The sequence below is a fragment of the Williamsia serinedens genome (assembly GCF_024171725.1).
Lineage (GTDB): Bacteria > Actinomycetota > Actinomycetes > Mycobacteriales > Mycobacteriaceae > Williamsia_A > Williamsia_A serinedens.
This window is the reverse complement of sequence record NZ_JAMTCG010000002.1, coordinates 642,510-665,929: the sequence shown is the minus strand read 5'-3', so window position 1 is coordinate 665,929 and position 23,420 is coordinate 642,510. Positions and strand designations below refer to the sequence as shown.

The 23,420-nt window shown below is 69.4% G+C and carries 30 protein-coding genes; 12 read left to right on the top strand and 18 right to left on the bottom strand.

Annotated elements, in window-relative coordinates; all coding sequences use genetic code 11:
- Nucleotides 1–70: 70 nt before the first annotated feature.
- The gene (locus LX12_RS06735; protein ID WP_253653741.1) at nt 71–1,060 is read left to right on the top strand and encodes a DMT family transporter; all 990 of its coding nucleotides are present in this window, start codon (nt 71–73) and stop codon (nt 1,058–1,060) included.
- On the opposite strand, the gene LX12_RS06730 is transcribed toward LX12_RS06735, so the two are convergent.
- From LX12_RS06730 to LX12_RS06710, 5 genes are read right to left on the bottom strand one after another with little or no spacing between them, the layout of a single operon-like run.
- Nucleotides 946–1,203: a ferredoxin gene (locus LX12_RS06730; RefSeq protein WP_253653740.1), complete on the bottom strand. Its 258-nt coding sequence runs from the start codon at nt 1,201–1,203 to the stop codon at nt 946–948. The genes LX12_RS06735 and LX12_RS06730 overlap by 115 nt on opposite strands.
- Nucleotides 1,200–2,435: an NADH-ubiquinone oxidoreductase-F iron-sulfur binding region domain-containing protein gene (locus tag LX12_RS06725; RefSeq protein WP_253653739.1), complete on the bottom strand. Its 1,236-nt coding sequence runs from the start codon at nt 2,433–2,435 to the stop codon at nt 1,200–1,202. The genes LX12_RS06730 and LX12_RS06725 overlap by 4 nt, the downstream gene beginning before the upstream one ends.
- On the bottom strand, nt 2,432–3,013 hold the full coding sequence (locus tag LX12_RS06720) for a ferric reductase-like transmembrane domain-containing protein (RefSeq protein ID WP_253653738.1): 582 nt from the start codon (nt 3,011–3,013) through the stop codon (nt 2,432–2,434). The genes LX12_RS06725 and LX12_RS06720 overlap by 4 nt, the downstream gene beginning before the upstream one ends.
- The gene (locus LX12_RS06715) at nt 3,010–3,951 is read right to left on the bottom strand and encodes an FAD:protein FMN transferase (protein ID WP_253653737.1); all 942 of its coding nucleotides are present in this window, start codon (nt 3,949–3,951) and stop codon (nt 3,010–3,012) included. The genes LX12_RS06720 and LX12_RS06715 overlap by 4 nt, the downstream gene beginning before the upstream one ends.
- Nucleotide 3,952: 1 nt before the next feature.
- A complete protein-coding gene (locus LX12_RS06710) occupies nt 3,953–4,270 on the bottom strand; it encodes a hypothetical protein (RefSeq protein WP_253653736.1) in 318 nt (105 codons plus the stop codon).
- 178 nt (nt 4,271–4,448) lie between these two features.
- Here LX12_RS06710 and curA point away from each other — a divergent pair, with 178 nt between their 5' ends.
- On the top strand, nt 4,449–5,474 hold the full coding sequence (gene curA / locus LX12_RS06705) for an NADPH-dependent curcumin/dihydrocurcumin reductase (protein ID WP_253653735.1): 1,026 nt from the start codon (nt 4,449–4,451) through the stop codon (nt 5,472–5,474).
- A gap of 12 nt (nt 5,475–5,486) precedes the next feature.
- Here the strand turns inward: curA and LX12_RS06700 are convergent, their stop codons facing one another.
- Complete coding sequence (locus LX12_RS06700; protein ID WP_301284203.1) at nt 5,487–7,127, bottom strand: serine hydrolase; 1,641 nt, start codon at nt 7,125–7,127, stop codon at nt 5,487–5,489.
- 189 nt (nt 7,128–7,316) lie between these two features.
- Here LX12_RS06700 and LX12_RS06695 point away from each other — a divergent pair, with 189 nt between their 5' ends.
- Nucleotides 7,317–7,790, top strand: a complete 474-nt coding sequence (locus tag LX12_RS06695) for an SRPBCC family protein (RefSeq protein WP_253653733.1) — start codon at nt 7,317–7,319, stop codon at nt 7,788–7,790.
- A gap of 85 nt (nt 7,791–7,875) precedes the next feature.
- Nucleotides 7,876–8,595: a VIT1/CCC1 transporter family protein gene (locus LX12_RS06690; RefSeq protein ID WP_253653732.1), complete on the top strand. Its 720-nt coding sequence runs from the start codon at nt 7,876–7,878 to the stop codon at nt 8,593–8,595.
- Between the two features lie 11 nt (nt 8,596–8,606).
- On the opposite strand, the gene LX12_RS06685 is transcribed toward LX12_RS06690, so the two are convergent.
- The 5 genes from LX12_RS06685 to LX12_RS06670 all read right to left on the bottom strand — a co-directional run bounded on the left by LX12_RS06685 (nt 8,607) and on the right by LX12_RS06670 (nt 12,335).
- Entirely contained in the window at nt 8,607–8,873 is a 267-nt protein-coding gene (locus LX12_RS06685) for a metal-sensitive transcriptional regulator (RefSeq protein ID WP_253653731.1), read from the bottom strand.
- A 72-nt stretch (nt 8,874–8,945) separates the two neighbouring features.
- On the bottom strand, nt 8,946–9,356 hold the full coding sequence (locus tag LX12_RS06680; RefSeq protein WP_253653730.1) for a DUF302 domain-containing protein: 411 nt from the start codon (nt 9,354–9,356) through the stop codon (nt 8,946–8,948).
- Between the two features lie 31 nt (nt 9,357–9,387).
- The gene (locus LX12_RS06675) at nt 9,388–11,553 is read right to left on the bottom strand and encodes an MMPL family transporter (protein ID WP_253653729.1); all 2,166 of its coding nucleotides are present in this window, start codon (nt 11,551–11,553) and stop codon (nt 9,388–9,390) included.
- The gene (locus LX12_RS22390; RefSeq protein WP_505011337.1) at nt 11,550–11,717 is read right to left on the bottom strand and encodes a DUF8730 family Cys-rich protein; all 168 of its coding nucleotides are present in this window, start codon (nt 11,715–11,717) and stop codon (nt 11,550–11,552) included. Before LX12_RS22390 ends, LX12_RS06675 begins: the two co-directional genes overlap by 4 nt.
- Before the next feature lie 3 nt (nt 11,718–11,720).
- The gene (locus LX12_RS06670) at nt 11,721–12,335 is read right to left on the bottom strand and encodes a mycothiol-dependent nitroreductase Rv2466c family protein (protein WP_253653728.1); all 615 of its coding nucleotides are present in this window, start codon (nt 12,333–12,335) and stop codon (nt 11,721–11,723) included.
- A gap of 85 nt (nt 12,336–12,420) precedes the next feature.
- On the opposite strand from LX12_RS06670, the gene LX12_RS06665 reads away from it, so the two are divergent.
- Complete coding sequence (locus LX12_RS06665) at nt 12,421–13,572, top strand: sulfite oxidase (protein ID WP_253653727.1); 1,152 nt, start codon at nt 12,421–12,423, stop codon at nt 13,570–13,572.
- Here LX12_RS06665 and LX12_RS06660 read toward each other — a convergent pair whose 3' ends face one another.
- Nucleotides 13,573–13,803: a hypothetical protein gene (locus LX12_RS06660; RefSeq protein WP_253653726.1), complete on the bottom strand. Its 231-nt coding sequence runs from the start codon at nt 13,801–13,803 to the stop codon at nt 13,573–13,575.
- A 152-nt stretch (nt 13,804–13,955) separates the two neighbouring features.
- Between LX12_RS06660 and LX12_RS06655 the strand changes: the two genes are divergently transcribed.
- From LX12_RS06655 to LX12_RS06635, 5 genes are all read left to right on the top strand, one after another.
- Entirely contained in the window at nt 13,956–14,195 is a 240-nt protein-coding gene (locus tag LX12_RS06655; protein WP_253653725.1) for a hypothetical protein, read from the top strand.
- Nucleotides 14,196–14,268: 73 nt separating this feature from the next.
- The gene (locus LX12_RS06650; protein WP_253653724.1) at nt 14,269–14,631 is read left to right on the top strand and encodes an ArsR/SmtB family transcription factor; all 363 of its coding nucleotides are present in this window, start codon (nt 14,269–14,271) and stop codon (nt 14,629–14,631) included.
- Complete coding sequence (arsB, locus tag LX12_RS06645) at nt 14,628–15,719, top strand: ACR3 family arsenite efflux transporter (protein WP_308213973.1); 1,092 nt, start codon at nt 14,628–14,630, stop codon at nt 15,717–15,719. The genes LX12_RS06650 and arsB overlap by 4 nt, the downstream gene beginning before the upstream one ends.
- Nucleotides 15,712–16,146 carry an arsenate-mycothiol transferase ArsC gene (locus LX12_RS06640; protein WP_253653723.1) on the top strand — a complete coding sequence of 145 codons (435 nt, stop codon included), beginning with the start codon at nt 15,712–15,714 and terminating at the stop codon, nt 16,144–16,146. Before arsB ends, LX12_RS06640 begins: the two co-directional genes overlap by 8 nt.
- A 160-nt stretch (nt 16,147–16,306) precedes the next feature.
- Nucleotides 16,307–16,567: a hypothetical protein gene (locus tag LX12_RS06635; RefSeq protein WP_253653722.1), complete on the top strand. Its 261-nt coding sequence runs from the start codon at nt 16,307–16,309 to the stop codon at nt 16,565–16,567.
- Between the two features lie 6 nt (nt 16,568–16,573).
- On the opposite strand, the gene LX12_RS06630 is transcribed toward LX12_RS06635, so the two are convergent.
- The 5 genes from LX12_RS06630 to LX12_RS06610 form a co-directional block, all read right to left on the bottom strand.
- The gene (locus LX12_RS06630; RefSeq protein WP_253653721.1) at nt 16,574–16,972 is read right to left on the bottom strand and encodes a MerR family transcriptional regulator; all 399 of its coding nucleotides are present in this window, start codon (nt 16,970–16,972) and stop codon (nt 16,574–16,576) included.
- 1 nt (nt 16,973) lies between these two features.
- Nucleotides 16,974–18,473 (bottom strand): SulP family inorganic anion transporter, encoded by a 1,500-nt coding sequence (locus tag LX12_RS06625; protein ID WP_253653720.1) that lies wholly within the window; start codon nt 18,471–18,473, stop codon nt 16,974–16,976.
- A 144-nt stretch (nt 18,474–18,617) separates the two neighbouring features.
- Nucleotides 18,618–19,790: an MFS transporter gene (locus tag LX12_RS06620; RefSeq protein WP_253653719.1), complete on the bottom strand. Its 1,173-nt coding sequence runs from the start codon at nt 19,788–19,790 to the stop codon at nt 18,618–18,620.
- A 41-nt stretch (nt 19,791–19,831) separates the two neighbouring features.
- Nucleotides 19,832–19,969 carry a hypothetical protein gene (locus tag LX12_RS06615; protein WP_253653718.1) on the bottom strand — a complete coding sequence of 46 codons (138 nt, stop codon included), beginning with the start codon at nt 19,967–19,969 and terminating at the stop codon, nt 19,832–19,834.
- Nucleotides 19,966–20,664: a phosphatase PAP2 family protein gene (locus LX12_RS06610; RefSeq protein WP_253653717.1), complete on the bottom strand. Its 699-nt coding sequence runs from the start codon at nt 20,662–20,664 to the stop codon at nt 19,966–19,968. Before LX12_RS06610 ends, LX12_RS06615 begins: the two co-directional genes overlap by 4 nt.
- 232 nt (nt 20,665–20,896) lie before the next feature.
- Between LX12_RS06610 and LX12_RS06605 the strand changes: the two genes are divergently transcribed.
- Together LX12_RS06605 and LX12_RS06600 are read left to right on the top strand one after the other, a co-directional pair.
- Nucleotides 20,897–21,145, top strand: a complete 249-nt coding sequence (locus tag LX12_RS06605) for a hypothetical protein (protein ID WP_253653716.1) — start codon at nt 20,897–20,899, stop codon at nt 21,143–21,145.
- Nucleotides 21,146–21,169: 24 nt separating this feature from the next.
- Nucleotides 21,170–22,309 carry a permease gene (locus LX12_RS06600; RefSeq protein ID WP_253653715.1) on the top strand — a complete coding sequence of 380 codons (1,140 nt, stop codon included), beginning with the start codon at nt 21,170–21,172 and terminating at the stop codon, nt 22,307–22,309.
- Here LX12_RS06600 and LX12_RS06595 read toward each other — a convergent pair.
- On the bottom strand, nt 22,265–23,419 hold the full coding sequence (locus tag LX12_RS06595; protein WP_253653714.1) for a sensor histidine kinase: 1,155 nt from the start codon (nt 23,417–23,419) through the stop codon (nt 22,265–22,267). The genes LX12_RS06600 and LX12_RS06595 overlap by 45 nt on opposite strands.
- Nucleotide 23,420 lies beyond the last annotated feature (1 nt).

Here is a 23,420-nt window from a genome sequence, read left to right as displayed (position 1 = left end):
GTCTGCACCGACCGTCAACGAAACGTGAACGATCTTGAATCCAGTCGGTCACCCGGCGCACCGTCTCCCCATGAGCCGCACACAGAGCACCCCCGCGACGATGTCGCTCGGACTCGCCGTGCCGACCGTCCTGCTGTACGCGGCCGGCTACCCGATCGGCGCCGCGACCATCGCCGTGATGTCGCCGTTCCTGGTCATCCTCATCCGTTTCGCCGCGTCCGCTGTGCTCCTGTGGGGCGTCCTCGCGGTGCGGCGGGTTCCGCTGCCGCCGCGCCGACAACTCGGGCACGCGGCGATCGCCGGCGTCCTCACCCAGGGTGTGCAGTTCCTCGGCTGCTACTGGGGGCTGTCGCACGGTGTGCCCGCCGGGCTCGCGGCGCTCATCGTCGCCCTGAACCCCGTCGCCACCTCCGCGATCATGATGGCCGCGCTCGGGCATCGCGAATCCCGCTGGGGCGTCGCCGCGCTCGTGCTCGCCACGGTGTCGGTCGTGCTGGCCTGCGCGCCGTCGCTGGTGGCCGACCACCACCTGGGTGTCGGCATCGTCGCGGTCATCGTGGGCATGCTCGGCCTGTCGGTCGGCGGCATTCACCAGGGTCGCCGGTGCGTCGGCATGGACCCGATGCTCATCACGGCCATCGGGGTGACCACCTCGACACCGCTGGCCGCACTGGTCGCGGTCGCCTCGCCGATGCACGTCACCGACTGGCCGCGGGCGGGCGTCCTGCTGGTGGTCATGGTCGTCTTCAGCTCGATCGGCGCGACGTCGCTCTACGCCGCGTGCATCGCGCGCTCCGGCCCTCGCGCGGCGTCGATCCTGTTCGCCGTGATCCCGTCGGTCGCCGGTGTGATGGCGTGGATCGGTCTCGGGGAGGCCCTGTCGCCGCTGGCCGTGGTCGGCCTGGTGCTGGGTGCGGTGGCCTGCGTCGCTCAGAGCCGAGCCGGTCAGCCTCGCGCCGGGTCGACGGCCTCCACCACCGACAGCGCCGACCGCGGGCATGCGCGGACCGCACGGGCGACGCGGCCGACGTCCGAGGCCGCGACCTCGGGCTCTCGCTGAACCGTCGCCCGAGGGTCGGCGACGGCGATCGGGTACCCCCACGGGTCCCGCGCGAGCGTCGCGGGCAGCAGCTCGGCACACAGGCCACGACCGTCGCAGCGGGTGAAGTCGATGTGCACGGCAACACGGCCGGCTCGGGTCATCGGTGTCCTCCGGATGTCCGGGCGGCGCATCGCCCCGCCGCGTGGTGGTGGATGTCGTCGGCGAACACGGTGAGCGCCGACCGGACGAGTCGGGCGGTCCCGTCGGGATGCGCGCAGGCGCCGCGGCCGTCGACGGTCGCGGCCAGACGAGCGACTTTCTCGGCACGATCGGCACCCCCGTGGGTGACCAGATCCCGGATCGCCGACGCGAGCGCGGGGAGTCCGAACACACACGGCCCGCACTGACCGGCGCTCTCCGCGGCCAGGTGGTCGGCGATGTCGGCGGTCGCCCGCAGCCCACAGGATCCGGCACCGAGCGATCGGACGATCCCCGCGCCGGGTGCCGCCCCGACGGCCCGGAGCGACCGTGCCGAGAGTGCGAGGGACCCGACCTCCCTGCCGTCGACCCAGGTCCCGTGGAAGCCGCCCACCAGCACCGCGCGGGCGTCGGGGTCGACGAGGGACGCCAGCGGCGCACCGAGATCGCATTCGGCCACGCCGCGGATGCCCCCGTCGTCGGACACGGTGACGAGCATCGACCCGGGCTCGGACCGGGTCCCGCGTTCGCGGAACCAGTCGGCACCATGCCGGTCGACGAGGGCGACGTGCGCGAGGGTCTCGACGTTGTGCACGACGGTGGGTCGTCCCCGGAGTCCGTCCGCCGCGGTCGGGACGCGACGGTCGTGGGGCAACCCGGCTCCGCCGGCGATCCGGTCGACGACGGCGGTGGTCTCGCCGGCCACGAAGCGATCCGGGGCCTCGACCACCGTCGGGACCGCGTGGTCCCATCCCCGTGCGGCACGTGTCGCGATCACCGCGCGGAGTCGGGTCGCGGCGCCCGCGGGCACGTACAGGTACGTCTCGGTGGCACCCACCGCCGACGCCACCGCCGCCAACCCGTCGAGGACGAGGTGCGGGGCCTCGTGCACCAGGACGGCGTCCTTGCGCGAGAGCGGTTCGCCCTCTGCGGCATTCGCGACGACCACCGACCGCCGGCCGCGGGTCATGGCGTCGCGTGCCGTCGCGAGCTTGGTCGCGACCGGGAACGCGGCGCCGCCGCGTCCGGTGAGTCCCGACCGCGCGATCTCGTCGATGACCGCGGGTCCGTGCAGGCGTCGGGGTCCGTGTGTCCGGGCGTGACGGTCGATGTCGTCACCCACGCCGAGCAGCAGTCTCCGCCGACCGCCGGGTGCGGGAGCCATCCCGGTCGGGGATGTCGCGGCCGCGGTCATCGCACACCGGCCATCGGCCGTGCCACACGAGCGGACCGGCGGGGGCCGGCGAACTCGTCGGGCAGGACGAGACGCGCGACGACCGCAGCGACCACGACGATCGCGCAGACGGCGCAGATCGCGATCATCCACCCGTGCCCGGTGTCGGTGCCGCTGCCGAGTGCGTGTGCGAACGCGACCGGCCAGAGCAGGTAGGTCCCGAGGTGGATGATCCGGAAGACGTTCGGGCGCAACCGGTGCCGCATCAGTCCCGTCACGACGACGACGAGCAGCAGGTCGAGCGCGAGTGTTCCCAGACCGACCCACAGGGGCTCGTACCCGGCGCGGAACGGGAGCACCGCGTCGACCAGATCGACCTGTGCATACGGGTCGATCACCATCGTCGCGACGTGGAGGCCGATCAGCAGCGTCGCCCCGAGCGCCACCGAGCGGTGCAGGGACGAGACCGCGAAGCGCGGGAGTCCGGGAAGCGGTCGCCCGGACCGGGCCGTGACGCCGAGCGCGATGGACACGGTCAGCAGCATGAGCGCGGTCAGTCCGGTCCCCCGGCCGAGCGCCCAGATCGCGTCGTCGCTCATGCCGCGAGCTCGCAGTCCTCGGGCCACCCGCCGAGCACCGTGACGACGCCCTCGGCGCTCACCAGGCGGGCCGGGAGCCCGGTGCTCGCGACGACATCGGCTCCGTCGCGGCCGTCGACGATGCAGGCCGTGCTCGCGGTGTTGGCGTCGACGCAGCGACGTGCCGCGACGGTGACGGTGACCCAGAGCTCCTCGGCGGGCATGCCGGTGCGCGGGTCGATGATGTGGTGCCGGTCGACACCGTCGGCGTCTCGCCACCGGCGGTGCAGCGTGCTGGAGGTCGCGACGCCGCAGTCGCCGGTGACGGCGATCTGCGCCCGCGGCCGTCCGGGTCCGTCGTCGACGAGGATCTGCCAGCCACCGGCCGGATGCGCACCACGCGTGGCGATGTCGCCGCCCAGTTCGACGAGGACACCGCTGCCGGTCCGGGCCGCGACGACGTCGGCCGCGAGGTCCGCGGCGACGGCCTTCGCGGTCGCCCCGAGGTCGAGCAGAACACCCTCGGGCACCGTGAGGAGATCCCCCTGTCGACGGACCATCCCGGCGTGCGCGCGGTGGGCGGCGAAACGTGACCGCTCGAACCGGCGTGCCGGATCCACCGGGCCGGCGGGGTCGGCGAGCGACTCCAGGTCGCGGTCGTACCCGAGTGCGACGAGTCGATGACCCACGGTCGGGTCGACGGCGCCGTGGGAGGCGCGCGCCGCATCGAGCGCCGCGTCCACGAGGGTGGCGAGCATCGGCGAGATCGGTGTCGGACGGCCGCGTCGGATGGACGACGCCGACACCTCGGCGTCGTCGCGGAATCGACTGCAGGCGCGGTCGACGTCGTCGAGCACGGTCTCGACGATGGCGCGGGCGTCGTCGAGCACCGACGGATCGGTGACGGTGACCGAGGCGTCGAGGCCCCAGACGGTCCATGCCGCTGTCTCGGTGGCCATGTCAGCTCCCACTCGTCTGCGCGTGGCTGTCGCCGCTGCCGGCCGAGATCGTCGGTGCGGTACCCCAACCGGACTGGTCGCTGCCGGTACCCGACTGACTTCCGTCCGTGGTCGAGCTGTCACCCGTCGTCGAGCCGTCCGTCGACCCCGTGGTGTCGGTCGAGGAGGTCGTCGACGTGGTGGAGGACGTCGTTGACGATGTGTGGTCGGTGTCGGCGTAGGCCATCCCGGACGTGATCCCGATCGCTCCCAGGGCGGCCATGCCCACAGCGGCGGCCGCGGCGCGGGCCCGGCGGATGCCCCGTTCGGGTGTGGTCATCGTGCATACCTCTCGTCTGGCCGACGGTGGGGATGTCGGCGATGACGTCGAGTGTGCGAATCGAAACTGTGGGGACGCTGGCAGCACGATGTGAGGTCCTCCACGACCCGCGCGGAACAACCACGGCCGGGCGTGGTGTTGACCCAGGGTTTGCACAGATCCACCCGATGGGAGAGCCATGACCACCCAGACGACCCGACGCATCGTCCTCGCCGCCCGGCCGCACGGAGAGCCGACCGACGACGATTTCCGGTTCGAGGAGGTGGAGCTTCCCGACCTGTCCGACGGCCAGGTGCTGCTGCAGACGCTGGACCTGTCCCTGGATCCGTACATGCGCGGACGGATGAGCGCGGCGAAGTCGTATGCGGCGCCGGTCGAGATCGGGGACCCGATGGTGGGGGCGACCGTGTCCCGCGTGCTGGAGAGTCGCGACCCGTCGTTCTCCGAGGGCGACGTGGTGCTCGGCTACGGCGGCTGGCAGACGCACTCGGTCGAGTCCGCGAAGCACCTGCGTCGGCTCGACACCTCGGTGGCACCCGCGAGCACCGCGCTCGGCGTGCTGGGCATGCCCGGCTTCACCGCGTACTCGGGCCTCCTCACCATCGGGAACCCGCAGCCCGGGGAGACCGTGGTCGTCGCCGCAGCAGTCGGGCCCGTCGGCTCGGCCGTCGGGCAGATCGCGAAGCTGAAGGGTGCACGCGCCGTGGGCATCGCCGGTGGCCCCGAGAAGGTCGCCCATCTGCGTGACGAGTTCGGGTTCGACGCGGCGATCGACCACCGCGCCGACGACTTCACCGACCAGCTGGCCGCGGCCACCCCCGACGGGATCGACGTCTACTTCGAGAACGTCGGCGGTGCCGTCTTCGACGCGGTGTTGCCGCGCATGAACACCTACGGTCGCATCCCGGTGTGCGGGCTCGTCGCGAACTACAACCGCACGTCGCTGCCCGAAGGTCCCGACCGCAGCGGTGCACTGATGGGGCAGATCCTGACCCGCAGCCTCACCGTCCGCGGGTTCATCCAGACGGAGTTCGTCGCCACACAGCAGGAGTCGTTCCTCCGCGAGGCGACGCAGTGGGTCGCCGACGGGAAGCTCAAGTACGTCGAAGACGTCACCGACGGCTTCGAGAACACCCTCGACGCGTTCCGCGCGATGCTCGCCGGGCGCTCGTTCGGCAAGACCGTCGTGCACGTGGCGGACTGACCGCCGTCGCCCTCACTGCCGCGTGAAGACGCCGTCGTTGCCGTCGGAGGTCAGGTACTCGACGGTCATCTTCGGCCCGTCGAACGTCACCGCCGAGATGGACCCGGGCTCGGCGTTCTCGCTGTACGGCGCGAACGTGAAGACGTTGCCGTCGCGGTGGGTCAGCGGGTACCGCGTCTGGCCGCTCGGGCCGAGCGCGATCACGAGTCCCCCGTTCTGCTCGCTGATCACCGCCGGACCCCAGTACGCACTATGGTAGGTGCCGACGTACGTCGAGTTCGGCTGCGCCGGAGCCGGGTTCGCGGGTGCAGGCTTCCCGACCAGAGAACCGCTGGGTTCGGACAGCCCGGCATAGGCGTTGCCGTACAACTCGTCCCACGGCTGGCGCTCCTCGCCGAACTGGACGAGGTCCATGAACCTCATGTTCACCGCGTCCGCGACACCGATCGGCGCCGCGTTCGTGAGCATGATGATCGCGACGTCGGCCGACGGCATGACGACGAAGTTGGTCCCGGCACCCGAGGCGAAGGCGCCGCTGTGGGAGTACGTCGTCCGCCCGTCGGACGTGGTGGAGGCGTTGAAGCCGTATCCGTAGAAGCCGGCGCGGTCGGCCGCGGACCCCGGCATCGCGGTGCGGATCTCGGGGATCGTCGCGGGCAGGATCGAGTCGGGACTGAACACCTGGGTGCCGCCCGCCTCACCGTCGGCGAGCATCGCGGCGAGCCATCGCGCCATGTCGTTCACCGACGAGCTGGCCCCACCGGCCGGTGCCTGCGCGTCGGGTTCGCGCTGCATCGGGGTGACCACCCACTTCCCGTTCTGCTTCACGTGGCCGACCGCCCGGTCGGCGCGACCGGCGAAGTCGGAGTACCGCATCGACGACGAGCGCATGCCCAGCGGGGAGAAGATCGACCGGTCGGCGAGTGTCGCCCAGTCGGTGCCCGCCTTGTCCGCGACCGACTGGGCGGCCGCGGTGAGCCCGAAGTTCGTGTAGTCGTACGTCGTCCGGAACGGCTGCAGGGGAAGGAGCCGCAGCCGCTGCAGGATGGTGTCCCGGTCGTAGCCGAACTCCTCGAGCTTGTCCCCCGCATGCTCGGCGAGACCCGACCGGTGGGCGAACAGGTCGCCGACGGTGACGTTCGCGGTCACGTACGGATCCGACAGTGCGAAGCCCGGCATGTTCGCGACCACCGGGGTGTCCCAGCTGACCTCGTTCTGCGTGATCTGTGTGGCGACGACCGACGCGCTGATCGACTTCGACACCGACGCCAACTGAAACACTGTGTCCGCGTCGACCTTCCGCCCGGTGGCGAGGTCGGCGACGCCGAACCCTTTCGCGTACACGGTCGTGCCGCCGTGCACCACCGCGACCGCGGCACCGGGGATCCCCGTCCGGGACAGCTCCTCGGAGATCATCGTGTCGAGGCGGCCGACGGCCTTGCTCACAGCGTCGGCGGGGAGTCCCTCCGCAGCTGCTGCGTTGACGTCGCCGGCGCTCGCCGACGAACTCTCGCCGGACGATCCCGGTGAGCCCGACGAGCAGGAGGACACCGCGAGGACGAGACAGGTCGCCACGACGGTCGCCGAGAGCACGTGAGTTCGCGCGCTGCGAGACGCGGTGCGAGACGCGGTGCGAGAGAGGTCACGGATCATCGTCGCTCCGGTGTGACAGGCCGGTGGCCTGTGACACCGACTCTGGACGGATCGAACACCCGTCACGCGCGTGATGTACTCCGTTTCGTCGCATTCGAGATCGTCCGAATTCGTTCCGCGACAGTTGGTGGACAGTTGCGCTGAGCAGGTCGTGTGTACAGGTCGTGACCCCCGGATAGGGTCGGGGACATGGCCGCCTACGAGCACTCCGATTCCGTCGTCGTCGCCGCTGATCCGGACACGGTCTACGCCGTCGTCTCCGACGTCACCCGGACCGGGGAGTGGAGCCCGATCTGTGAGGCGTGCTGGTGGGACGAGGAACCCGGTCCCGACGGGCCGCGCGAGGGCGCCTGGTTCACCGGTCGCAACGTGACCCCGAACCGCACCTGGGAGACGCGATCCGTCGTCGTCGCCGCCGAACCCGGACGGGAGTTCGCCTGGCTCGTCGGCGGGAAGTTCGCGCGGTGGGGTTACGTGGTGCGACCCGTCGACGGCGGCACCGAGCTCACCGAGACGTGGGAGTTCCGCGACGACGGGATCGAGTTCTTCCACGAGAAGTACGGCGACGAGGCGCAGTCGCAGATTCAGGACCGCGTCGACGCCGCGCACAGTGGGATCCCTGCCACACTCGCTCGGATCAAGGACGTCGTCGAGGCGTCCTGACCACGGGAGTCTCTGCTCCGCAGACCTTCTCAGGCTTGCCTGTGCTTGCTGGACGCGCTGGTCAGCCCCCTGTTTCATGGTCGTCATGACCGAGAACCCGACTCAGCACACAGCCGAACCGCACGCCGCGGGCGCCGCCAGCAAGCTGAATTGGTTGCGCGCCGGTGTCCTCGGCGCGAACGACGGCATCGTCTCCGTCGCCGGCATCGTCATCGGTGTCGCCGCGGCCACCGCCGCCCGCGAACCCATCCTCACCGCGGGCGTCGCCGGTCTCACCGCCGGCGCGGTGTCGATGGCCCTGGGCGAGTACGTGTCCGTCTCGACCCAACGGGACACGGAAAAGGCGCTTCTCGCGAAGGAGCGAACTGAACTCGACGAGCAGCCGGAGGAGGAGCTCGAGGAGCTCGCCGCCATCTACGAGGCCAAGGGTCTGTCGGCGGAGACCGCGTGGCAGGTTGCGACGGAGCTCACCGAGAACGACGCGTTCGCCGCCCATGTCGAGGCCGAGCTCGGCATCGATCCCGAGGAGCTCACGAACCCGTGGCATGCGGCGCTGTCGTCAGCCATCGCGTTCACGCTCGGGGCCCTCCTGCCCCTGCTCGCCATCGTCCTACTCCCGGCGCACCTGCGGGTCCCTCTGACGTTCGTCGTGGTCGCAGCCGCGCTGGCTCTGACCGGTTACGTCAGTGCCGTCGTCGGAGACGCCGACCGTCGTGCCGCCGTCCTGCGTGTGACTGTCGGCGGCGTGATCGCCATGGCAGTCACGTATCTCATCGGCACGCTGGTCGGCACCGCCGTCGGGTAGTCGCCGGTCGCTCAGGCCAGCGCCAGGAACAGCTTCTCGAGTTCGGCCTCCGTCATCGGCTCCTTGGCCCCAGGGTCGCCGGTGATGCACTCACGCAGCCCGGTGGCGACGATCTTGAAGCCCGCCTTGTCCAGCGCGCGTGAGACGGCGGCGAGCTGGGTGACCACGTCCTTGCAGTCGCGGCCGTTCTCGATCATCGAGATCACGCCGCCCAGCTGACCGTGCGCACGGCGCAGTCGGTTCAGCACCAGGGCGATCGTCTCGTCGTCTCCGGTCATGTCAGTCCTCCCGTGTCAAGAGACCATCGTACCCCCGGGGGCATGAACCCCCGGGGGTCGACGGTGGTGAGGTCAGGCGTCGCCGAGTGCGGCGATCGCCTTGCCGAGCAGCTCGGCGGCCTGCGACGCGACCGGCTCGAGACCGGCCTCGCCGGTGACCGACACCATGAGGTCGGGGTTCATCGCCTCGACGATCATCGTGCGGCCGGACTCGTCCGCCGTGTCCGCGCGGACGACGACGTTGCAGGGCAACAGCATCCCGATCTGGGGCTGCACGCCGAGCGCCTTGTGCGCGAGCGTCGGGTTGCAGGCACCGAGGATGGTGAACTGCTCCATGTCCTCGTCGAGCTTCTGCTTCAGGGTCGCCTGCACGTCGATCTCTGTCAGCACGCCGAAGCCCTGCTCCTTGAGCGCGGCGGTCACCTTCTCGCGTGCGGTCGCGAAATCGGTGTCGGTCAGGGTCGTGGTCAGTCCGAGTTCCATCGTTCTCTCCTTCGTGTCGATTGTCGTGAGGTCAGTTGTGGGCAAAGCTGATGGACGGCAGGATCCGCTTCAGCCACGCGGGTGACCACCAGCCGGCATGGCCGGTGATCCGGAGCAGCACCGGCAGCAGGATCAGCCGGATGAACACCGCGTCGAGCAGGACCGCCACACCCAGGATGATGCCCATCTCCTTCGGTGGGAGCGGATCGGCGAGGGCGAAGCTGAAGAACACCGCCACCATCACCGCGGCCGCCGCGAAGATGACGCGGCCCGAGTGCGCCATGCCGTCGATCTGCGCCGTGTGCGGGTCGCCCGATTTCTCGTAGTGCTCCTTGGCCGTGGCCAGGAGGAACACCGTGTAATCCATCGCGATGGCGAAGATCATCGCGAAGAAGAACACCGGTCCCCACCCGTCGAGAAATCCCTGCGGGGTGAAGCCCAGCAGCGACGCCCCGTGGCCGTCCTGGAAGACCAGCTTCGCCACACCGAACGCCGCGCCGGTCGAGAGCAGGCTCACAACCGTTCCCATCAGCGCGATGAGCGGCGCCTGCAGGGCGACGAGCAGCAGCAGGAAGCCCATCACCAGGATGACGCCGACGATGATCGGCAGGTAGTCGTTCAGGGCCGTCTGCAGATCGAGGTTCTCCGCCGGCGCACCGCCGACGAGAGCGTCGACCGGGAGCCGGTTGCGCAGGGTGTCGAGGATCGACCCCATCTGAGCGTTCGACGGGTCCACGGTCGGGATCGCCTGCATCAGCGCGTATCCCGAGCCGTCACGCGCGGGCTGGGGCGGGGTGACCATCGCGATGCCCGGGCTCGACGACGCGGCCGTCGCAGCGGTCTGCGCGTCGGCCGCCGGGGCGATGATCTGCAGGGCCCCGGGCGCACCCGGACCGAACTGCTCCTGCACCAGGGCGTATCCCTGCCGCACCGGCGCATCCTGCGGGACGACCGAGATCGACGGCATCGCGACCTTGAGCCCGAACACCGGTAGCGCCAGGAGCACCAGGATCCCCAGCGACACGACGGCGAACGGCCACGGATGCCTGTGCAGCAGCGAGCCCCAGCGGTGGAAGACCGGCGAGCGGTGCTCCTGCTTCTTGGCATACGGCAGCGACACGGCGTTGACCTTCGGCCCGAGGGCACCGAGCACGGTGGGCAGCAGGGTCAGGGTCGCGAGCAGGACGAACACGACGGCGAGCATGATCCCGACCGCCATGGTGCGCACCGCCGGAGCGGGCACCAGCAGCACGGCCGAGAGGCTCACCAGGACGGTGAGTCCCGACAGGAAAACGGCCTTGCCCGCGGTGTCCATGGTGTCGACGACGGCCTGTCGTCGGTTGCCCCGTTGCTTCAGCGCATCTCGGAACCGCGAGACGACGAACAGCGCGTAGTCGATACCGAGCGCGAGGGCGAACATCATCGCGAAGTTCATGGCCCACACCGAGATCGGGGTGATGTGGTTGAGCAGCACCAGGCCACCGGCGGATGCGACGAGTCCCGCGATGGTCAGCAGCAGTGGCAGACCGGCCGCGACCAGCGACCCGAAGGCCAACACCATGATGGCGAGGGTGACCGGCCACGAGAAGAGTTCGGCCTTGATCATCGCGTCGTGATTGGCCTTGTTGAAGTCGGCCCACAGCGCCGACGCACCGGTGGGATAGACCTCGACTCCGTTCTTCGACAACGCGGTCAGTTGCGACTTGTGATCGTCGACGGCGTTCACCATCTCGTCGGTCGACGCGTTCGCGCCGGCGATGAGGATGCCGGTGTGACCGTCGCGGCTGATCGTCATCCCGGGCTGCGGCGCGACGATCTCACCGAAGCGGGGGTCCGTCCCGAGCTCACGACCGACCTGCGTGAGCACCGCCTGCATGGACGGGTCCGAGACGGTCGCCGAGTTCGAGTGGACGACGACCTGGACCGCCGACGAGGCGTTGCCGCCGAAGTGCTTCTGCGCGAGGTCGCGCACGGCGACCGACTCGGAGCCGTTCGCCTGCCATCCGGCACCGGCGAGGGACGAGAACACCGAGGGTGCGAACGCGCCGAGGACGACGATCGCGGCGAGCCACACGCCGAAGACGACCCGACGGTGGTCGCCGCCCCAGCCGCCGATGCGGCCGAGAACACCCGGTGGCGAGGCCTCGGGATCGGCGCCCGACCGATCGGGTGGCGCGGTGGTGTCGGTGCTCGTCATTTCTTCCGTCCTGTCAGTCGAGAGAAGATCGATCCGGTCGCGGTGCTCGCGTGGCCGTCACACCACTGCGAGTCGGGTACCCGTCGCTTGACGGATTCGACGTGTCGACCGCACCCGGCCCACGTCGTCTTGCCGCATGTCCTGCAGGTCACCGCGTGGCACATGGGTCAGTCCTCCTGCGTCGTCGTGAGGGTGGGCGGCCCCGAGCGGGGTCGTTGGAGCTGGGCAAATGCCGGCGTGCGGGCGACGACGGCCAGCGCGTCGAGCAGGTCGTCCGCGGCGTCGCCCGTCGGGATCTCGGTGATCACCGGCCCGAAGAAGGTGCGACCGTCGACCGTCACGAGCGGCGTGCCCGACGGCTCGCCGTAAGCGGCCACAGCGGCCGCATGGGCGTCCGCGACCGCAGCGTCGTGAGCCGGATCGTCGATCGCCGCCGCGAGAGCCGGATCGAGTCCGCACTCCTCGAGCGCGGCCCGGGCGACGTCGGTGTCGACGTCGGCGTGATCGAGATGGATCCGCCGGCCGAGTGCGGCGTACAGCTCGGCGAAGGACTCGTCGGGCGCGGCCGCGAGAAGCCGGCCGCCGGCACGCGAGATCTCCATGTGGTGGGCCATTCCGGGATCCATGTTGCCGCTCGCGATCGCGTCGGCGTTCAGGACCGCCAGGCTCATCTGCCGCAGGGTCAGCGTCACGTCGTCGTGGCGACCCGCGACATCGGTCAACCACCGCGACGTGGCCCACGCGAACGGACACGCCGGGTCGACGTGGCAGTCGATGTTCATCTCGCCTCCTCCTGGGTACCCCTAGGGGTAATTTCCGATGTGTGGACCGACCCTGCGGGTCGGTCGGATGACCAGGACTATACCCATGGGGGTATACGAATGTCGAGAGGTCTCGCCGGAGGTGCCCGACGAGGACACTCGACTGCAGTCGATGACCGAGGAGGAGCGCACCATGGCAGAGGCGCCGTTGATCGTCCACGAGGACGAACCGTTCAACGCCGAGACCCCGCCGCACCGCCTGGGTGACCACATCACCGAGCCGGGATCGTTCTACGTGCGTGGACACGGGCCGGTCCCTCGGGTCGACTCCGACCAGTGGGAGCTGGTGGTCGACGGGATGGTCCGTACATCGCTCAGACTCGGTCTCGACGGCCTCCAGTCCCGATTCGCCGGCCACACCGTCGAGGCCACGCTCCAGTGCGCGGGCAATCGGCGCGCCGAACTGATGGCCGTCCGAGACATCCCGGGCGAGGCTCCCTGGGACGTCGGCGCGATCTCGACCGCGCGGTGGACCGGTGTGCGCCTTCGCGATGTCCTCGACGACGCCGGCATCACCGATGAGGCGACCCATGTCGCGTTCGACGCCCCCGACCTCGCCTCGGAAGCCGACCCACCTCAGGCCTTCGGCGGATCCATCGACCGGACGAAAGCGATGTCCGACGATGTCCTTCTCGCATGGTCAATGAACGACGCCCCTCTCCCCGCCGTGCACGGGGGCCCGGTTCGCGTTGTCGTCCCCGGTTACATCGGCGCACGCAGCGTCAAGTGGGTCCAGCGGATCACCGCGCAGGACGGGCCGTCCGACAACCACTTCCAGCGCGTCGCGTATCGGATGCTCGCTCCCGGGCAGGAGCCGGGAGCCGATGTCGGCGTGGAGCTCGACGCCACCGCCGTGACGTCCGCGATCGTCTTGCCCACCGACAGGAGCGCGGTGCACGCTGGATGGACGACGATTCGCGGCTACGCGGTCTCCGGTCACGGAGAGCGGATCCTGGCCGTCGAGGTGTCCGTCGACGGCGGCTCGACCTGGCGATCAGCGGATCTCGAGACGGAGTCCGCGCTGTGGTCGTGGCGGCACTGGACGCTGGCCACGGAACTCACGCCCGGCGCCCACACCATCGTCGTCCGAGCGCGGGACACCGGCGGGGGTCAGCAACCCGCCGACAGCGCTGACGTCTGGAACCCCAAGGGCTACATGAACACCGCGCGACACGCGGTCCACATCACCGCGGAGTGATCACGCGGGCGTCTCACCGCGCGGCCGCAGGTCGGCGGTGTCGGCGAACACGAGGCCGCCGTCGTCGGTGAGGACCGCGAATCGACGCGCGGCGTCGGCGATGCGGGTCGAGTTCACATCCACCGGGTAGGTCTCACTGTCACCGAAGTCCTCGACGACCTTCCCGGTCACACTGCGATCGGAGTCGGCGAAGGCGATCACGTCCGCACCCACCTCGGGGGTCCACGCCACGGTCGACTCCGTTCTCGATCCGGTCGCCGGAGGGAGACCGCGTTCTCGGCTGCACGCTCCTCCGGACCATAGCAGCGGGATGGCAACCGGTGTCCGATTGGCGCGTCTCCTCTTTCAGCGTCCTCTCAGCATCGACAGGTCATACTCCGGCGGTGGTCGACGAGCGCGGGGTCGGTGGTCTCACACGTGTCGCCAGCGCGTACAGCGCAGTCGCGGCCTTTGCCATCACGTTCCTGCTGGCGAGTGGTCGCGTGCATCATCGTGCCGACGAATCGACGTTCGGCTTCGTCTGCAGTGCGCCGTTGAGCTCGTGGGCAATCGCCATCTGTGTCGCGATCATCGTCTCGCTGATCGTCGGCGGCGTGGGTCGCACACTCGTCCGGCGGCGCTGACGCCGGGACGCGGACGACGATCTGCAGGGCCGCTACTCTTGACCCCTGATTAGTCGGTCGTCAATATAGAACGATGTCGAAACAAGCGGCGGCGTGCGGCGCTCCTCTGCTCCGAGAGCCGCTGTCACCGGACGCTGCAACCGATCTGGCGCTGATGTTCAAGGCGCTTGCCGACCCCGTACGGCTGCGGCTGCTCAGCCTGGTCGCGAGCCACGAGGGTGGTGAGGCCTGCGTGTGCGACATCTCGCCGACGTTCGACCTCTCCCAGCCGACGATCTCGCATCACCTGAAGGTCCTGCGATCGGCGGGGCTGCTGGACTGCGAGCGCCGCGGGACCTGGGTCTACTACTGGATCGTTCCCGCTGCGGCACAACGACTCTCGACGGTCCTCGACGTCGCCACCCCGGGGTCGACCGCCGGTCTGGTCACCTCGTGACGACTGCGACGCGCGACGACGCAGCTGTCGTCGGGAAACTGTCCACCCTCGACCGATTCCTGCCGGTCTGGATCGGCTTCGCGATGGCCCTCGGATTGGGTGTGGGTGCCCTGGTTCCGGGTCTCGACCGCCTGCTCTCCGCGATCTCTGTCGACGGCGTCTCACTGCCCATCGCGGTGGGATTACTCGTCATGATGTACCCGGTGCTGGCGAAGGTCCGCTACGACCGCCTCGACACGGTGACGGGCGACCGCCGCATGCTCGGAGCGTCCCTCGTCCTGAACTGGATCGTCGGGCCGGCGCTCATGTTCGCGCTCGCGTGGCTGCTCCTCCCGGATCTCCCCGAGTACCGGACGGGCCTCATCATCGTCGGTCTCGCGCGGTGCATCGCGATGGTGATCATCTGGAACGACCTCGCCTGTGGTGACCGCGAGGCCGCCGCGGTTCTCGTCGCGATCAACTCCGTGTTCCAGGTCGTCATGTTCGCTGTTCTCGGCTGGTTCTACCTGTCGGTGCTGCCCGGATGGTTGGGGCTCGAACAGACCACGATCTCCACCTCGGCTTGGCAGATCGCGAGATCCGTGGTGATCTTCCTCGGGATCCCCCTCGTCGCAGGCTTCCTGTCACGGCGGATCGGGGAAAAGGCCCGGGGTCGCGACTGGTACGAGGGGATGTTCATCCCGCGCGTCGGCCCGTGGGCGCTCTACGGTCTGCTGTTCACGATCGTCATCCTCTTCGCACTCCAGGGCGATCAGATCACCTCGCGTCCGCTCGACGTCGCCCGGATCGCACTCCCCCTGCTCGTCTACTTCGCCGTGATGTGGGGCGGAGGATATGCGTTCGGCGCGGCGGTCGGCCTGGGTTACGAACGCACCACCACGCTGGCGTTCACCGCCGCGGGCAACAACTTCGAGCTGGCCATCGCCGTCGCCATCGCGACCTACGGCGCCACGTCCGGACAGGCTCTCGCGGGTGTCGTCGGCCCGCTCATCGAGGTCCCCGTCCTGGTCGCATTGGTCTACGTGTCGTTGGCGCTACGCCGGAGGTTCGCGACGGGTTCATCGCAGAGAGTCCGCCACGATGCCTGAGGCGCATCCCGTGGCGCGCCGTCCGAGCGTGCTGTTCGTCTGCGTGAAGAACGCCGGCAAGTCACAGATGGCCGCCGGGCTCCTTCGCGCCGCCGTCGGCGATCGCGTCGAGATCCACTCCGCCGGAACGGCACCCGGATCAGCTGTGAATACGCAATCCCTTCAGTGCCTACGCGAGATCGATGTCGACATCAGTGACGGGCATCCCAAGCCCATCGATCCCGGCCTGCTCGGCCGCGTCGATCACGTCATCACCCTCGGGCGCGAGGCCACGATCGTCAACCCACCGCCCGGCGTCACCATCGAGAACTGGGACACCGACGAACCGTCCGGACGCGGCGTCGAGGGCATGGAGCGGATGCGCCTCATCCGCGACGACATCGCCAGCCGCGTCGACGATCTCGTCCGACGCCTCGACCGCCGGTAGCGCAACCGGGCCCGCCAGTCGGTGTCGACGGCTCAGCCTCCACCCGATCGTGATGCAGCCTCCACCACCGCTTCAACGTCCTCTCAGGGTGACGGGGTCACCATCGAAGGTGCGTCGACGACGACGCGTCCCGTCGATCTCGAGAAGTCGGTGATTCTCAATGAAGAGAACGTCACTGTCCGCCGCCGCGACCATCCTGGCCGGCAGCATCGCAGTCGCGACAGCCGGATCCGCATCCGCCAGAGCAGCGGAGAACGATCACGATCCCACGATCCCGACCTGCCCGTCGGTGTCCGCGGTGCACGACCCCGACGGCCACGCACCGTTCCTCTACCTCGGACGGGAGGTCGTCCCGGTCGGCAGCTCGGTCACCGGGACATGGGGCTTCTGGTCAGGCACGTGCTGGGTGCCGCTCGACTGAGCGGCGTCACAGAACGACGTCGCCCAGTCGACGTGTGAGTTCGCGCGCGTAGTCCAGCTGCACGCGCAGCCCCTCACACGCCTCCTCCGCTCGTGTCCTGAACGCGAGCAGTACCTCTCGTGCGCTCTGCCGCGTCGCGGCGGATGTGCCGTCGGCGGTCGACGCGTCGATCGCCTCGAGCACCTCCCCCATCTCCTCCAGCGAGAACCCGAGCGGCTTCATCCTGCGAATGGTGAGCAGACGGTCGACGTCGTCCTGTGTGTACAGCCGGAAGCCGCCGGCTGATCGGGCTGACGGCTGGACCAACCCCACCTCGTCGTAGTGGCGAATCGTCTTGATCGACAGTTCGGTCGCCTCGGCGACCTCGCCGATCTTGCGCAGCGCGGGGCGCTCGTCGGACGCCATCTCAGTGCGCACCGGTCAAGCGGCCGCTGAGCCGGGCATGGCGACCCGCGCTCTCGTCGTTCAAGCCGACGATGGTGGCGCACTTGCCCTTCGCCGCGTACTTCCCGGTGATGGCGTCGAGCGTGGCGACGGTGGACGCGTCCCAGATGTGCGCATCGCTCATGTCGAGGACGACGTTCGCGGGGTCGCCGACGTAGTCGAACTGGTGGACGAGGTCGTTGCTGCTCGCGAAGAACAACTCCCCGCGCACCGCGTAGACACGTGTGTCCTCGTCGGGGTGGGCCACGTCGACGACCTCGGTCAGGTGCGCGACCCGACGAGCGAACAGCACCATCGCGGTGAGGACGCCGACGCCGACGCCGTAGGCGAGATTGTTCGTGGCCACGGTGACGGCCACCGTCGCGAGCATGACCAGCGTCTCGCTCTTCGGCATCCGTCGCAGGGTGCGCGGCGAGATGCTGTGCCAGTCCATCGTCCCGACCGACACCATGACCATCACCGCGACGAGGGCCGCCATCGGTATCAGCGCGACGATGTCGCCGAGGCCCACGACGAGGGTCAGCAGGAACACACCGGCGAGAAACGTCGAGATCCGCGTGCGCGCACCGGACACCTTCACGTTGATCATCGTCTGGCCGATCATCGCGCAACCGCCCATGCCGCCGAAGAACCCGGTGACGACGTTGGCGACGCCCTGCCCGACGCCCTCGCGGGTCTTGTCGGAATGGGTGTCGGTGATGTCGTCGACGAAGGTCGCCGTCATCATCGACTCGAGCAAACCGACCACCGCCATCGTCGCGGCGTACGGCGCGATGATGCCGAGGGTCTGCAGCGTGTACGGCACGTCGGGGATCAGGAACGCCGGCAGGCTCGACGGGAGTTCGCCCTCGTCACCGACGGTGGGGACCTGACTCCAGCCGAAGACGAGCGTCGCCGCCGTCAGCAGCACGATCGAGACGAGCGGCGCGGGCACCACGGTCGTGATGCGCGGCAGCAGGACGATCATCGCGATGCCGACGACCACGAGCGGGTAGACCAACCAGGGCACCCCGATGAGGTTCTTCAGCTGCGCCAGGAAGATGAGGATCGCGAGAGCGTTGACGAATCCCACCATGACGCTGCGCGGGACGAACCGCATGAGCTTCGCGACACCGAGCGCCGAGATGACGACCTGGATGAGGCCCGCGAGGATCACCGTCGCGATGAGGTAATTCAGGCCATGGCTTCTCACCAGTGGAGCCACGACGAGCGCGACGGCCCCGGTGGCCGCGGAGATCATCGCCGGTCGCGCGCCGACGATCGCGATCGTGACGGCCATGGTGAACGACGCGAACAGCCCGACCCTGGGATCGACGCCGGCGATGATGGAGAACGAGATGGCCTCGGGGATCAAGGCGAGCGCCACGACGAGGCCGGCGAGGACTTCCGTGCGCAGCCGCTTCGGCGACCGGATCGCACCGAGGACGGACTGCAGCGCAGCGGGACTCGGTTCGGTGGACACGCCGACAACAGATGTGGACAAGAGGCGACTCCGTTCGGCCGTGGCCGGGATGCAAGCGGGATGGGCGCGTCGTTGCGCTCTCGGGTGGTCGCGAGGGCCGCGCACGCCGGCAGGCGGCGGCTTCGTCGCGGAACGCGGTGAACTCTACCCGAGGGGGAGAGTTTCGCCGAATCGCGGGCGGCCCGCCATCGCGAGAAGCATCACCCCGGCGATGACCTGGGTGAGCACCGTGTAGCCGACGACAGCCGGGACCGAGCGCTCGTAGAGCGCGCCGATGAGCACGGACCCGCCCAGCCAGGCAACTCCGTAGACCGCCGCGAACACCCCGAATCCGGTGCCACGGCGTGACGGCGGGACGAGTTCGGCGACGACCGCTCGAAATGTCGACTCGTGGATCCCCATCGAGGCACCCCAGATCACGGCTCCGGTGACCACGAGCGCGGTCGACGTCGTGAACGCCAGCGTGGGCACAATGGCGGCGAGCGGGAGGGCGATCAGCAACGCGCGCGTGCCCACGCGATCGTAGAGGCGCCCCGACGCGATCGCCGCGACCGCCGCTGCAGCCATCGCGGCCGCGTAGACCACAGGTATGAGCGCGTCGGCGACGACGTGACGCTCGTGCATGTGGAAGGCGAGTACCGCGAACGTCGACGAGCCGGCCATCGCGACCGCCGTGAACGCTGCATAGCGCCAGAACTGCGCGGGAAGCCGCCCTCTCTGCTCGGCGCCGGCGGCAGCGGACACCGTCGAACTCTCGTAGGCCCCGGGCATCGGAACGGTTCGGCGCAACCACAACAGAGCGAGCAGGGCGAGCGCACCGGGCACGGCCAGCGCGGCGAACCCGGCGCGGTATCCGACGACCGCGACCATCGTCGCGACGAGCAGAGGTCCGAGGAGCGCCCCGGACTGATCGAGGGCCTCATGCACCGCGAACACGTGTCCCCGACGACGACCAGCGCTCGCCTGCGCCAGCATCGTGTCCCGGGCCGGCGTACGGACGGCTTTTCCGAAGCGTTCGACGACGATGAGGACCGATGCCGACCACAGGGCAGCGGTGACGGCGATGAGGGGTGCGGCGACCGCGGTCATCGCATAACCGAGCATCGACTGGTCCCAGTGCCGCCCGATGCGATCGGAGAGCGGCCCCGTCACCATCCGTAGAATTAGCGCCACGGCCTCGCCTGCGCCGGTGATGAGCCCGACGAGTGCGGCCGATGCCCCGAGCGTCGCGAGGTACGGCCCGGTGATCGATCGGGCGCCCTCGTAGACCATGTCGGTGAGCATGCTGACGACGCCGAACCCGACGACGAACTGCATGGGGCTCAGGCGGTTCGAACGCCCGGCTCGCGGTCGGGACATCACCGGCGGGCGGTCACCTCGTCCGCTGCGTGGCGTTCCGCACGCTCGGCGATACAGATCCCGCGGGCGACCACCAGTGCGGTGGCCACCGAGCAGGGGATCCACGCGGCGGCGAGGCCGAGGAGGGTCAGGCTCATCGTGCGGCCTCGACCGATGTCCGTCCGCCGACGTCCACCATCGACCGCAGTCGCAGCGGCAGATGCGGTCGGAGTGCGGCGAGCACGGCGTCGACGACCACCGGCGCCGCGATCACCGCGGCGACGGCGACCGCGATGGAGGCGACCACGTCGGTGAGCCAGTGGGCGCCGAGGTAGAGCCGAGACACCGCGACGGCGGCACTCAGCAGCGACGCCGTCGTGATCGCGGTGGTCCGCGCGGCGCGCGATGCCGTCACCGTCAGCGCCGCGGCGAGCAACAGAGCGGCGGTACCCGTCACGTGTCCGGACGGGAACGACGCCGCGGCTTCCGGCGATCCGATCTGGTCGATCGTGGGAGGCCGCAACCGGTTGATCGCCAGTTTGAACACCTCAGCGAGGGCACCCGCGATCGCGACGGTCCCGAGAACACGCATTCCCCGGTCGAGGATCTGGTCACGCCGGATCAGTCCGACTGATACGACGACGGCGGCGATCGCCACCCACATCGGTGCGAAGACGGTGCTGAGAGCGGTCGCGAGATGCGTCGCCCAGGGCGTCCGGTGGTCGAGGAACCAGCGCAGCGTCGCATTGTCGGCGCCGGCGGCCGGGTCATGATGGACCGCGATCGCGAGCCCGAGACCCAGCACGGCGGCAACCAGGACGAGCGTGGTCGCAGCACGCGCACGAAGAGACATGAGAACACCGTGCACGACGTCCGCTGTGAGGACGCTGAAAGCGCATGCGGTGCAGGCTTCACGCAAACTCCACACACCGACACCACGAAATCCATACACCCTGCTCACTCGCCCGGTGATTCTCCGAAAGACGGACGAACGCGACACCTCGGTCACGGCGCCTTGTTGCAACCGACGCCGTGCCATCCGTATACCCAACGGGGCACGGGTAAGGACTACGGAAGGGCACGCGATGATGAACGGCGCGGGGATGGGGATCGGCGGCTTCTGGGTCGTGATCGTGTTCCTGGTGGTGGTCGTCGTCGGTGTCGTCGCTGTCGTCGTGATGCGCGGCGATCGAGGTCGGGGCACGGTCGTGACGAAGGAGCCGACAGTTCACGAGGGGACCGCTCGTGATGTGATCGAGATGCGATACGCACGCGGCGAGATCACCGCCGCCGAGATGCGCTCGATGCTCGACGACCTCGACCACCGCCGCTGACGCCGGACCTCGGAGGAGCACGCCATGCACGCAGTCCTGCACGCCCTCGAGGTCGCCGGTTCGATGGCGTGGACCATCCTGTGGCCACTCGTCTTCGGCTTCGCGATCTCCGCGGTCATCCAGTCCGTCGTCCGCAAGTCGGCGATCACCAGCGCGCTCGGTGGGGACGGGCCACGCGAGCTGCTGGTCGCCACGGGATTCGGCATGGCGTCGTCGTCGTGTTCGTACGCCGCTGTCGCACTGGCACGTTCACTCTTCCGCCGGGGGGCGTCGTTCATCTCGGCAATGGCCTTCGAGATCGCGTCGACGAACATGGTCATCGAGCTCGGCGTCGTCCTCGCCCTGTTGATGGGGTGGCAGTTCACACTCGCCGAGTTCGTCGGGGGTCCGATCATCATCGTGCTGGTCGCGGTGATCTTCCGGATCATCCTGCGCGAGCGGGTCATCGCGGCGGCACGCGAGCAGGCGGACAAAGGCATCGCCGGCTCGATGGAGGGGCATGCCGGCATGGACATGTCCGTCGCCTCCGACGCCGGCTTCTGGCGGCGCCTGTTCTCCCGCAAGGCGTTCACCTCGGTGTCGGAGATCTTCGCGATGGAGTGGGCGGCGATCTACAAGGACATCATCGCCGGTGTCCTGATCGCCGGCGCCGTGGCTGCGTGGGTTCCCGACAGCGTCTGGCGGGCACTGTTCTTCGAGGGCCACCCCCTGGCGTCCGCGGTGTGGGGGCCGATCATCGGACCGCTGGTCGCGGTGATCAGCTTCGTGTGTTCGGTGGGCAACGTGCCGCTCGCGGTGGTGCTCTGGACCGGCGGCATCAGCTTCGGTGGCGTCGTGGCGTTCATCTTCGCCGATCTGCTCATCGCGCCGATCCTGAACATCTACCGAAAGTACTACGGGACCGCGATGACGATCCGGATCGCGGCCACCTTCTACGCCGCTATGGTGATCGCCGGCTGGATCGTCGACGCCCTGTTCTCCGGACTCGGCCTCGTGCCCGATCCGTCGAGCGCGCACATTCCCGACCAGGGGATCTCGTGGAACTACACGACCTGGCTGAACATCGTTGCGCTCGCGCTCGCCGCCATCCTGGTGACCCGGTTCGTCCGCACCGGCGGTCTACCGATGCTCGCCCACATGGGCGGCGACCCGTCCCGGGACTGACACCCGACGCGCGGCGACGGGCAGACGGAGCGTGAAACGCGCACCCCGGCCTCGGCCGTCACTCGCCGCGGAGAGGGTTCCGCCGTGCGCGTGCGCGAGCGACCTGGCGATGGTGAGACCGATGCCGCTGCCACCGGTCGCGGTACTGCGGGCGGAGTCACCGCGAAAGAACCGGTCGAAGACGTGCTGGAGGTCGCCGGCGGCGATGCCCTCGCCGGTGTCGGCCACGACGACGTCGACGCCGCCGTCCGCGGCCGTCGCGCCGATGCGTACCGTCCCGCCGGCGGGCGTGTGGCGCAGCGAGTTGTCGAGCAGGACACCGATGATCTGACCGACGCGGTCGAGATCCACCTCGACGGCGACGTCGTCGACGTCACCGACGTCGAGCGTGACCCGGGAATCCCGGCTGCGCGGGAGCGCGAGTGTCACCGCGTCGTCGACGACCTGCCGGACGGGGACCAGCTCGGCGGTCAGCGCGAGTTCCTCATCAGCCGTCGACACCGCGCCGAGATCTGCCGCCAGACGATGCAGACGACCGGCCGCGGCGCGAATCGCCTGCAGCGTCCGGGCGTCGGGTTCCCGCACACCATCCTCGATGGCCTCGACCTGCGCGGTGATGGTCGCGACCGGCGTCCGCATCTCGTGCGCCAGGTCCGACATCAGCCGTCGTCGGACTCCGTCGGTCGCGGCGAGCCGTTCACCCAGGACGTTGATCGACTCACCGAGACGGTCGAAGTCAGCACCCAGGCCGGACGGTCCGACACGGGTGTCGAGGCGGCCCTCGGCCATGTCGGCTGTGGTGGACGCAACCGATGCGATCGACTGCTGGATCCGGCGCGTGAAGTACCACGCCACACCGATGCTCAACAGGACGGCGACGAGCAACGCGACGCCGAGCGACAGCACCAGAGCCGAGCGGAAGGCGCGATCGGCGTGCTCCACACCCATCGGGATGTTCGCCACACCTGCCTCGATGAGGTGCTTGTGGAACAGGCCGGGGGCGATCGCGGCGGCGATACCCGCCGCGGTCAGCGCGCCTGCGACAACCACCGCGCTCTGCGCGATGAGCAGACGTCGAGCGAAACCCGATCCGGGAGAACGCCGCCCCATG

What these genes read in the sequence shown, in the direction of transcription:
- LX12_RS06735 (WP_253653741.1), top strand. Translation starts at nt 71, where the DNA reads ATGAGCCGCACACAGAGCACCCCCGCGACGATGTCGCTCGGACTCGCC.
- LX12_RS06730 (WP_253653740.1), bottom strand. Translation starts at nt 1,203, where the DNA reads ATGACCCGAGCCGGCCGTGTTGCCGTGCACATCGACTTCACCCGCTGC.
- LX12_RS06725 (WP_253653739.1), bottom strand. Translation starts at nt 2,435, where the DNA reads ATGACCGCGGCCGCGACATCCCCGACCGGGATGGCTCCCGCACCCGGC.
- LX12_RS06720 (WP_253653738.1), bottom strand. Translation starts at nt 3,013, where the DNA reads ATGAGCGACGACGCGATCTGGGCGCTCGGCCGGGGGACCGGACTGACC.
- LX12_RS06715 (WP_253653737.1), bottom strand. Translation starts at nt 3,951, where the DNA reads ATGGCCACCGAGACAGCGGCATGGACCGTCTGGGGCCTCGACGCCTCG.
- LX12_RS06710 (WP_253653736.1), bottom strand. Translation starts at nt 4,270, where the DNA reads ATGACCACACCCGAACGGGGCATCCGCCGGGCCCGCGCCGCGGCCGCC.
- curA (WP_253653735.1), top strand. Translation starts at nt 4,449, where the DNA reads ATGACCACCCAGACGACCCGACGCATCGTCCTCGCCGCCCGGCCGCAC.
- LX12_RS06700 (WP_301284203.1), bottom strand. Translation starts at nt 7,127, where the DNA reads ATGATCCGTGACCTCTCTCGCACCGCGTCTCGCACCGCGTCTCGCAGC.
- LX12_RS06695 (WP_253653733.1), top strand. Translation starts at nt 7,317, where the DNA reads ATGGCCGCCTACGAGCACTCCGATTCCGTCGTCGTCGCCGCTGATCCG.
- LX12_RS06690 (WP_253653732.1), top strand. Translation starts at nt 7,876, where the DNA reads ATGACCGAGAACCCGACTCAGCACACAGCCGAACCGCACGCCGCGGGC.
- LX12_RS06685 (WP_253653731.1), bottom strand. Translation starts at nt 8,873, where the DNA reads ATGACCGGAGACGACGAGACGATCGCCCTGGTGCTGAACCGACTGCGC.
- LX12_RS06680 (WP_253653730.1), bottom strand. Translation starts at nt 9,356, where the DNA reads ATGGAACTCGGACTGACCACGACCCTGACCGACACCGATTTCGCGACC.
- LX12_RS06675 (WP_253653729.1), bottom strand. Translation starts at nt 11,553, where the DNA reads ATGACGAGCACCGACACCACCGCGCCACCCGATCGGTCGGGCGCCGAT.
- LX12_RS22390 (WP_505011337.1), bottom strand. Translation starts at nt 11,717, where the DNA reads ATGTGCCACGCGGTGACCTGCAGGACATGCGGCAAGACGACGTGGGCC.
- LX12_RS06670 (WP_253653728.1), bottom strand. Translation starts at nt 12,335, where the DNA reads ATGAACATCGACTGCCACGTCGACCCGGCGTGTCCGTTCGCGTGGGCC.
- LX12_RS06665 (WP_253653727.1), top strand. Translation starts at nt 12,421, where the DNA reads ATGGGGGTATACGAATGTCGAGAGGTCTCGCCGGAGGTGCCCGACGAG.
- LX12_RS06650 (WP_253653724.1), top strand. Translation starts at nt 14,269, where the DNA reads ATGTCGAAACAAGCGGCGGCGTGCGGCGCTCCTCTGCTCCGAGAGCCG.
- LX12_RS06640 (WP_253653723.1), top strand. Translation starts at nt 15,712, where the DNA reads ATGCCTGAGGCGCATCCCGTGGCGCGCCGTCCGAGCGTGCTGTTCGTC.
- LX12_RS06635 (WP_253653722.1), top strand. Translation starts at nt 16,307, where the DNA reads ATGAAGAGAACGTCACTGTCCGCCGCCGCGACCATCCTGGCCGGCAGC.
- LX12_RS06630 (WP_253653721.1), bottom strand. Translation starts at nt 16,972, where the DNA reads ATGGCGTCCGACGAGCGCCCCGCGCTGCGCAAGATCGGCGAGGTCGCC.
- LX12_RS06620 (WP_253653719.1), bottom strand. Translation starts at nt 19,790, where the DNA reads ATGCAGTTCGTCGTCGGGTTCGGCGTCGTCAGCATGCTCACCGACATG.
- LX12_RS06615 (WP_253653718.1), bottom strand. Translation starts at nt 19,969, where the DNA reads ATGAGCCTGACCCTCCTCGGCCTCGCCGCCGCGTGGATCCCCTGCTCG.
- LX12_RS06610 (WP_253653717.1), bottom strand. Translation starts at nt 20,664, where the DNA reads ATGTCTCTTCGTGCGCGTGCTGCGACCACGCTCGTCCTGGTTGCCGCC.
- LX12_RS06605 (WP_253653716.1), top strand. Translation starts at nt 20,897, where the DNA reads ATGATGAACGGCGCGGGGATGGGGATCGGCGGCTTCTGGGTCGTGATC.
- LX12_RS06600 (WP_253653715.1), top strand. Translation starts at nt 21,170, where the DNA reads ATGCACGCAGTCCTGCACGCCCTCGAGGTCGCCGGTTCGATGGCGTGG.
- LX12_RS06595 (WP_253653714.1), bottom strand. Translation starts at nt 23,419, where the DNA reads ATGGGGCGGCGTTCTCCCGGATCGGGTTTCGCTCGACGTCTGCTCATC.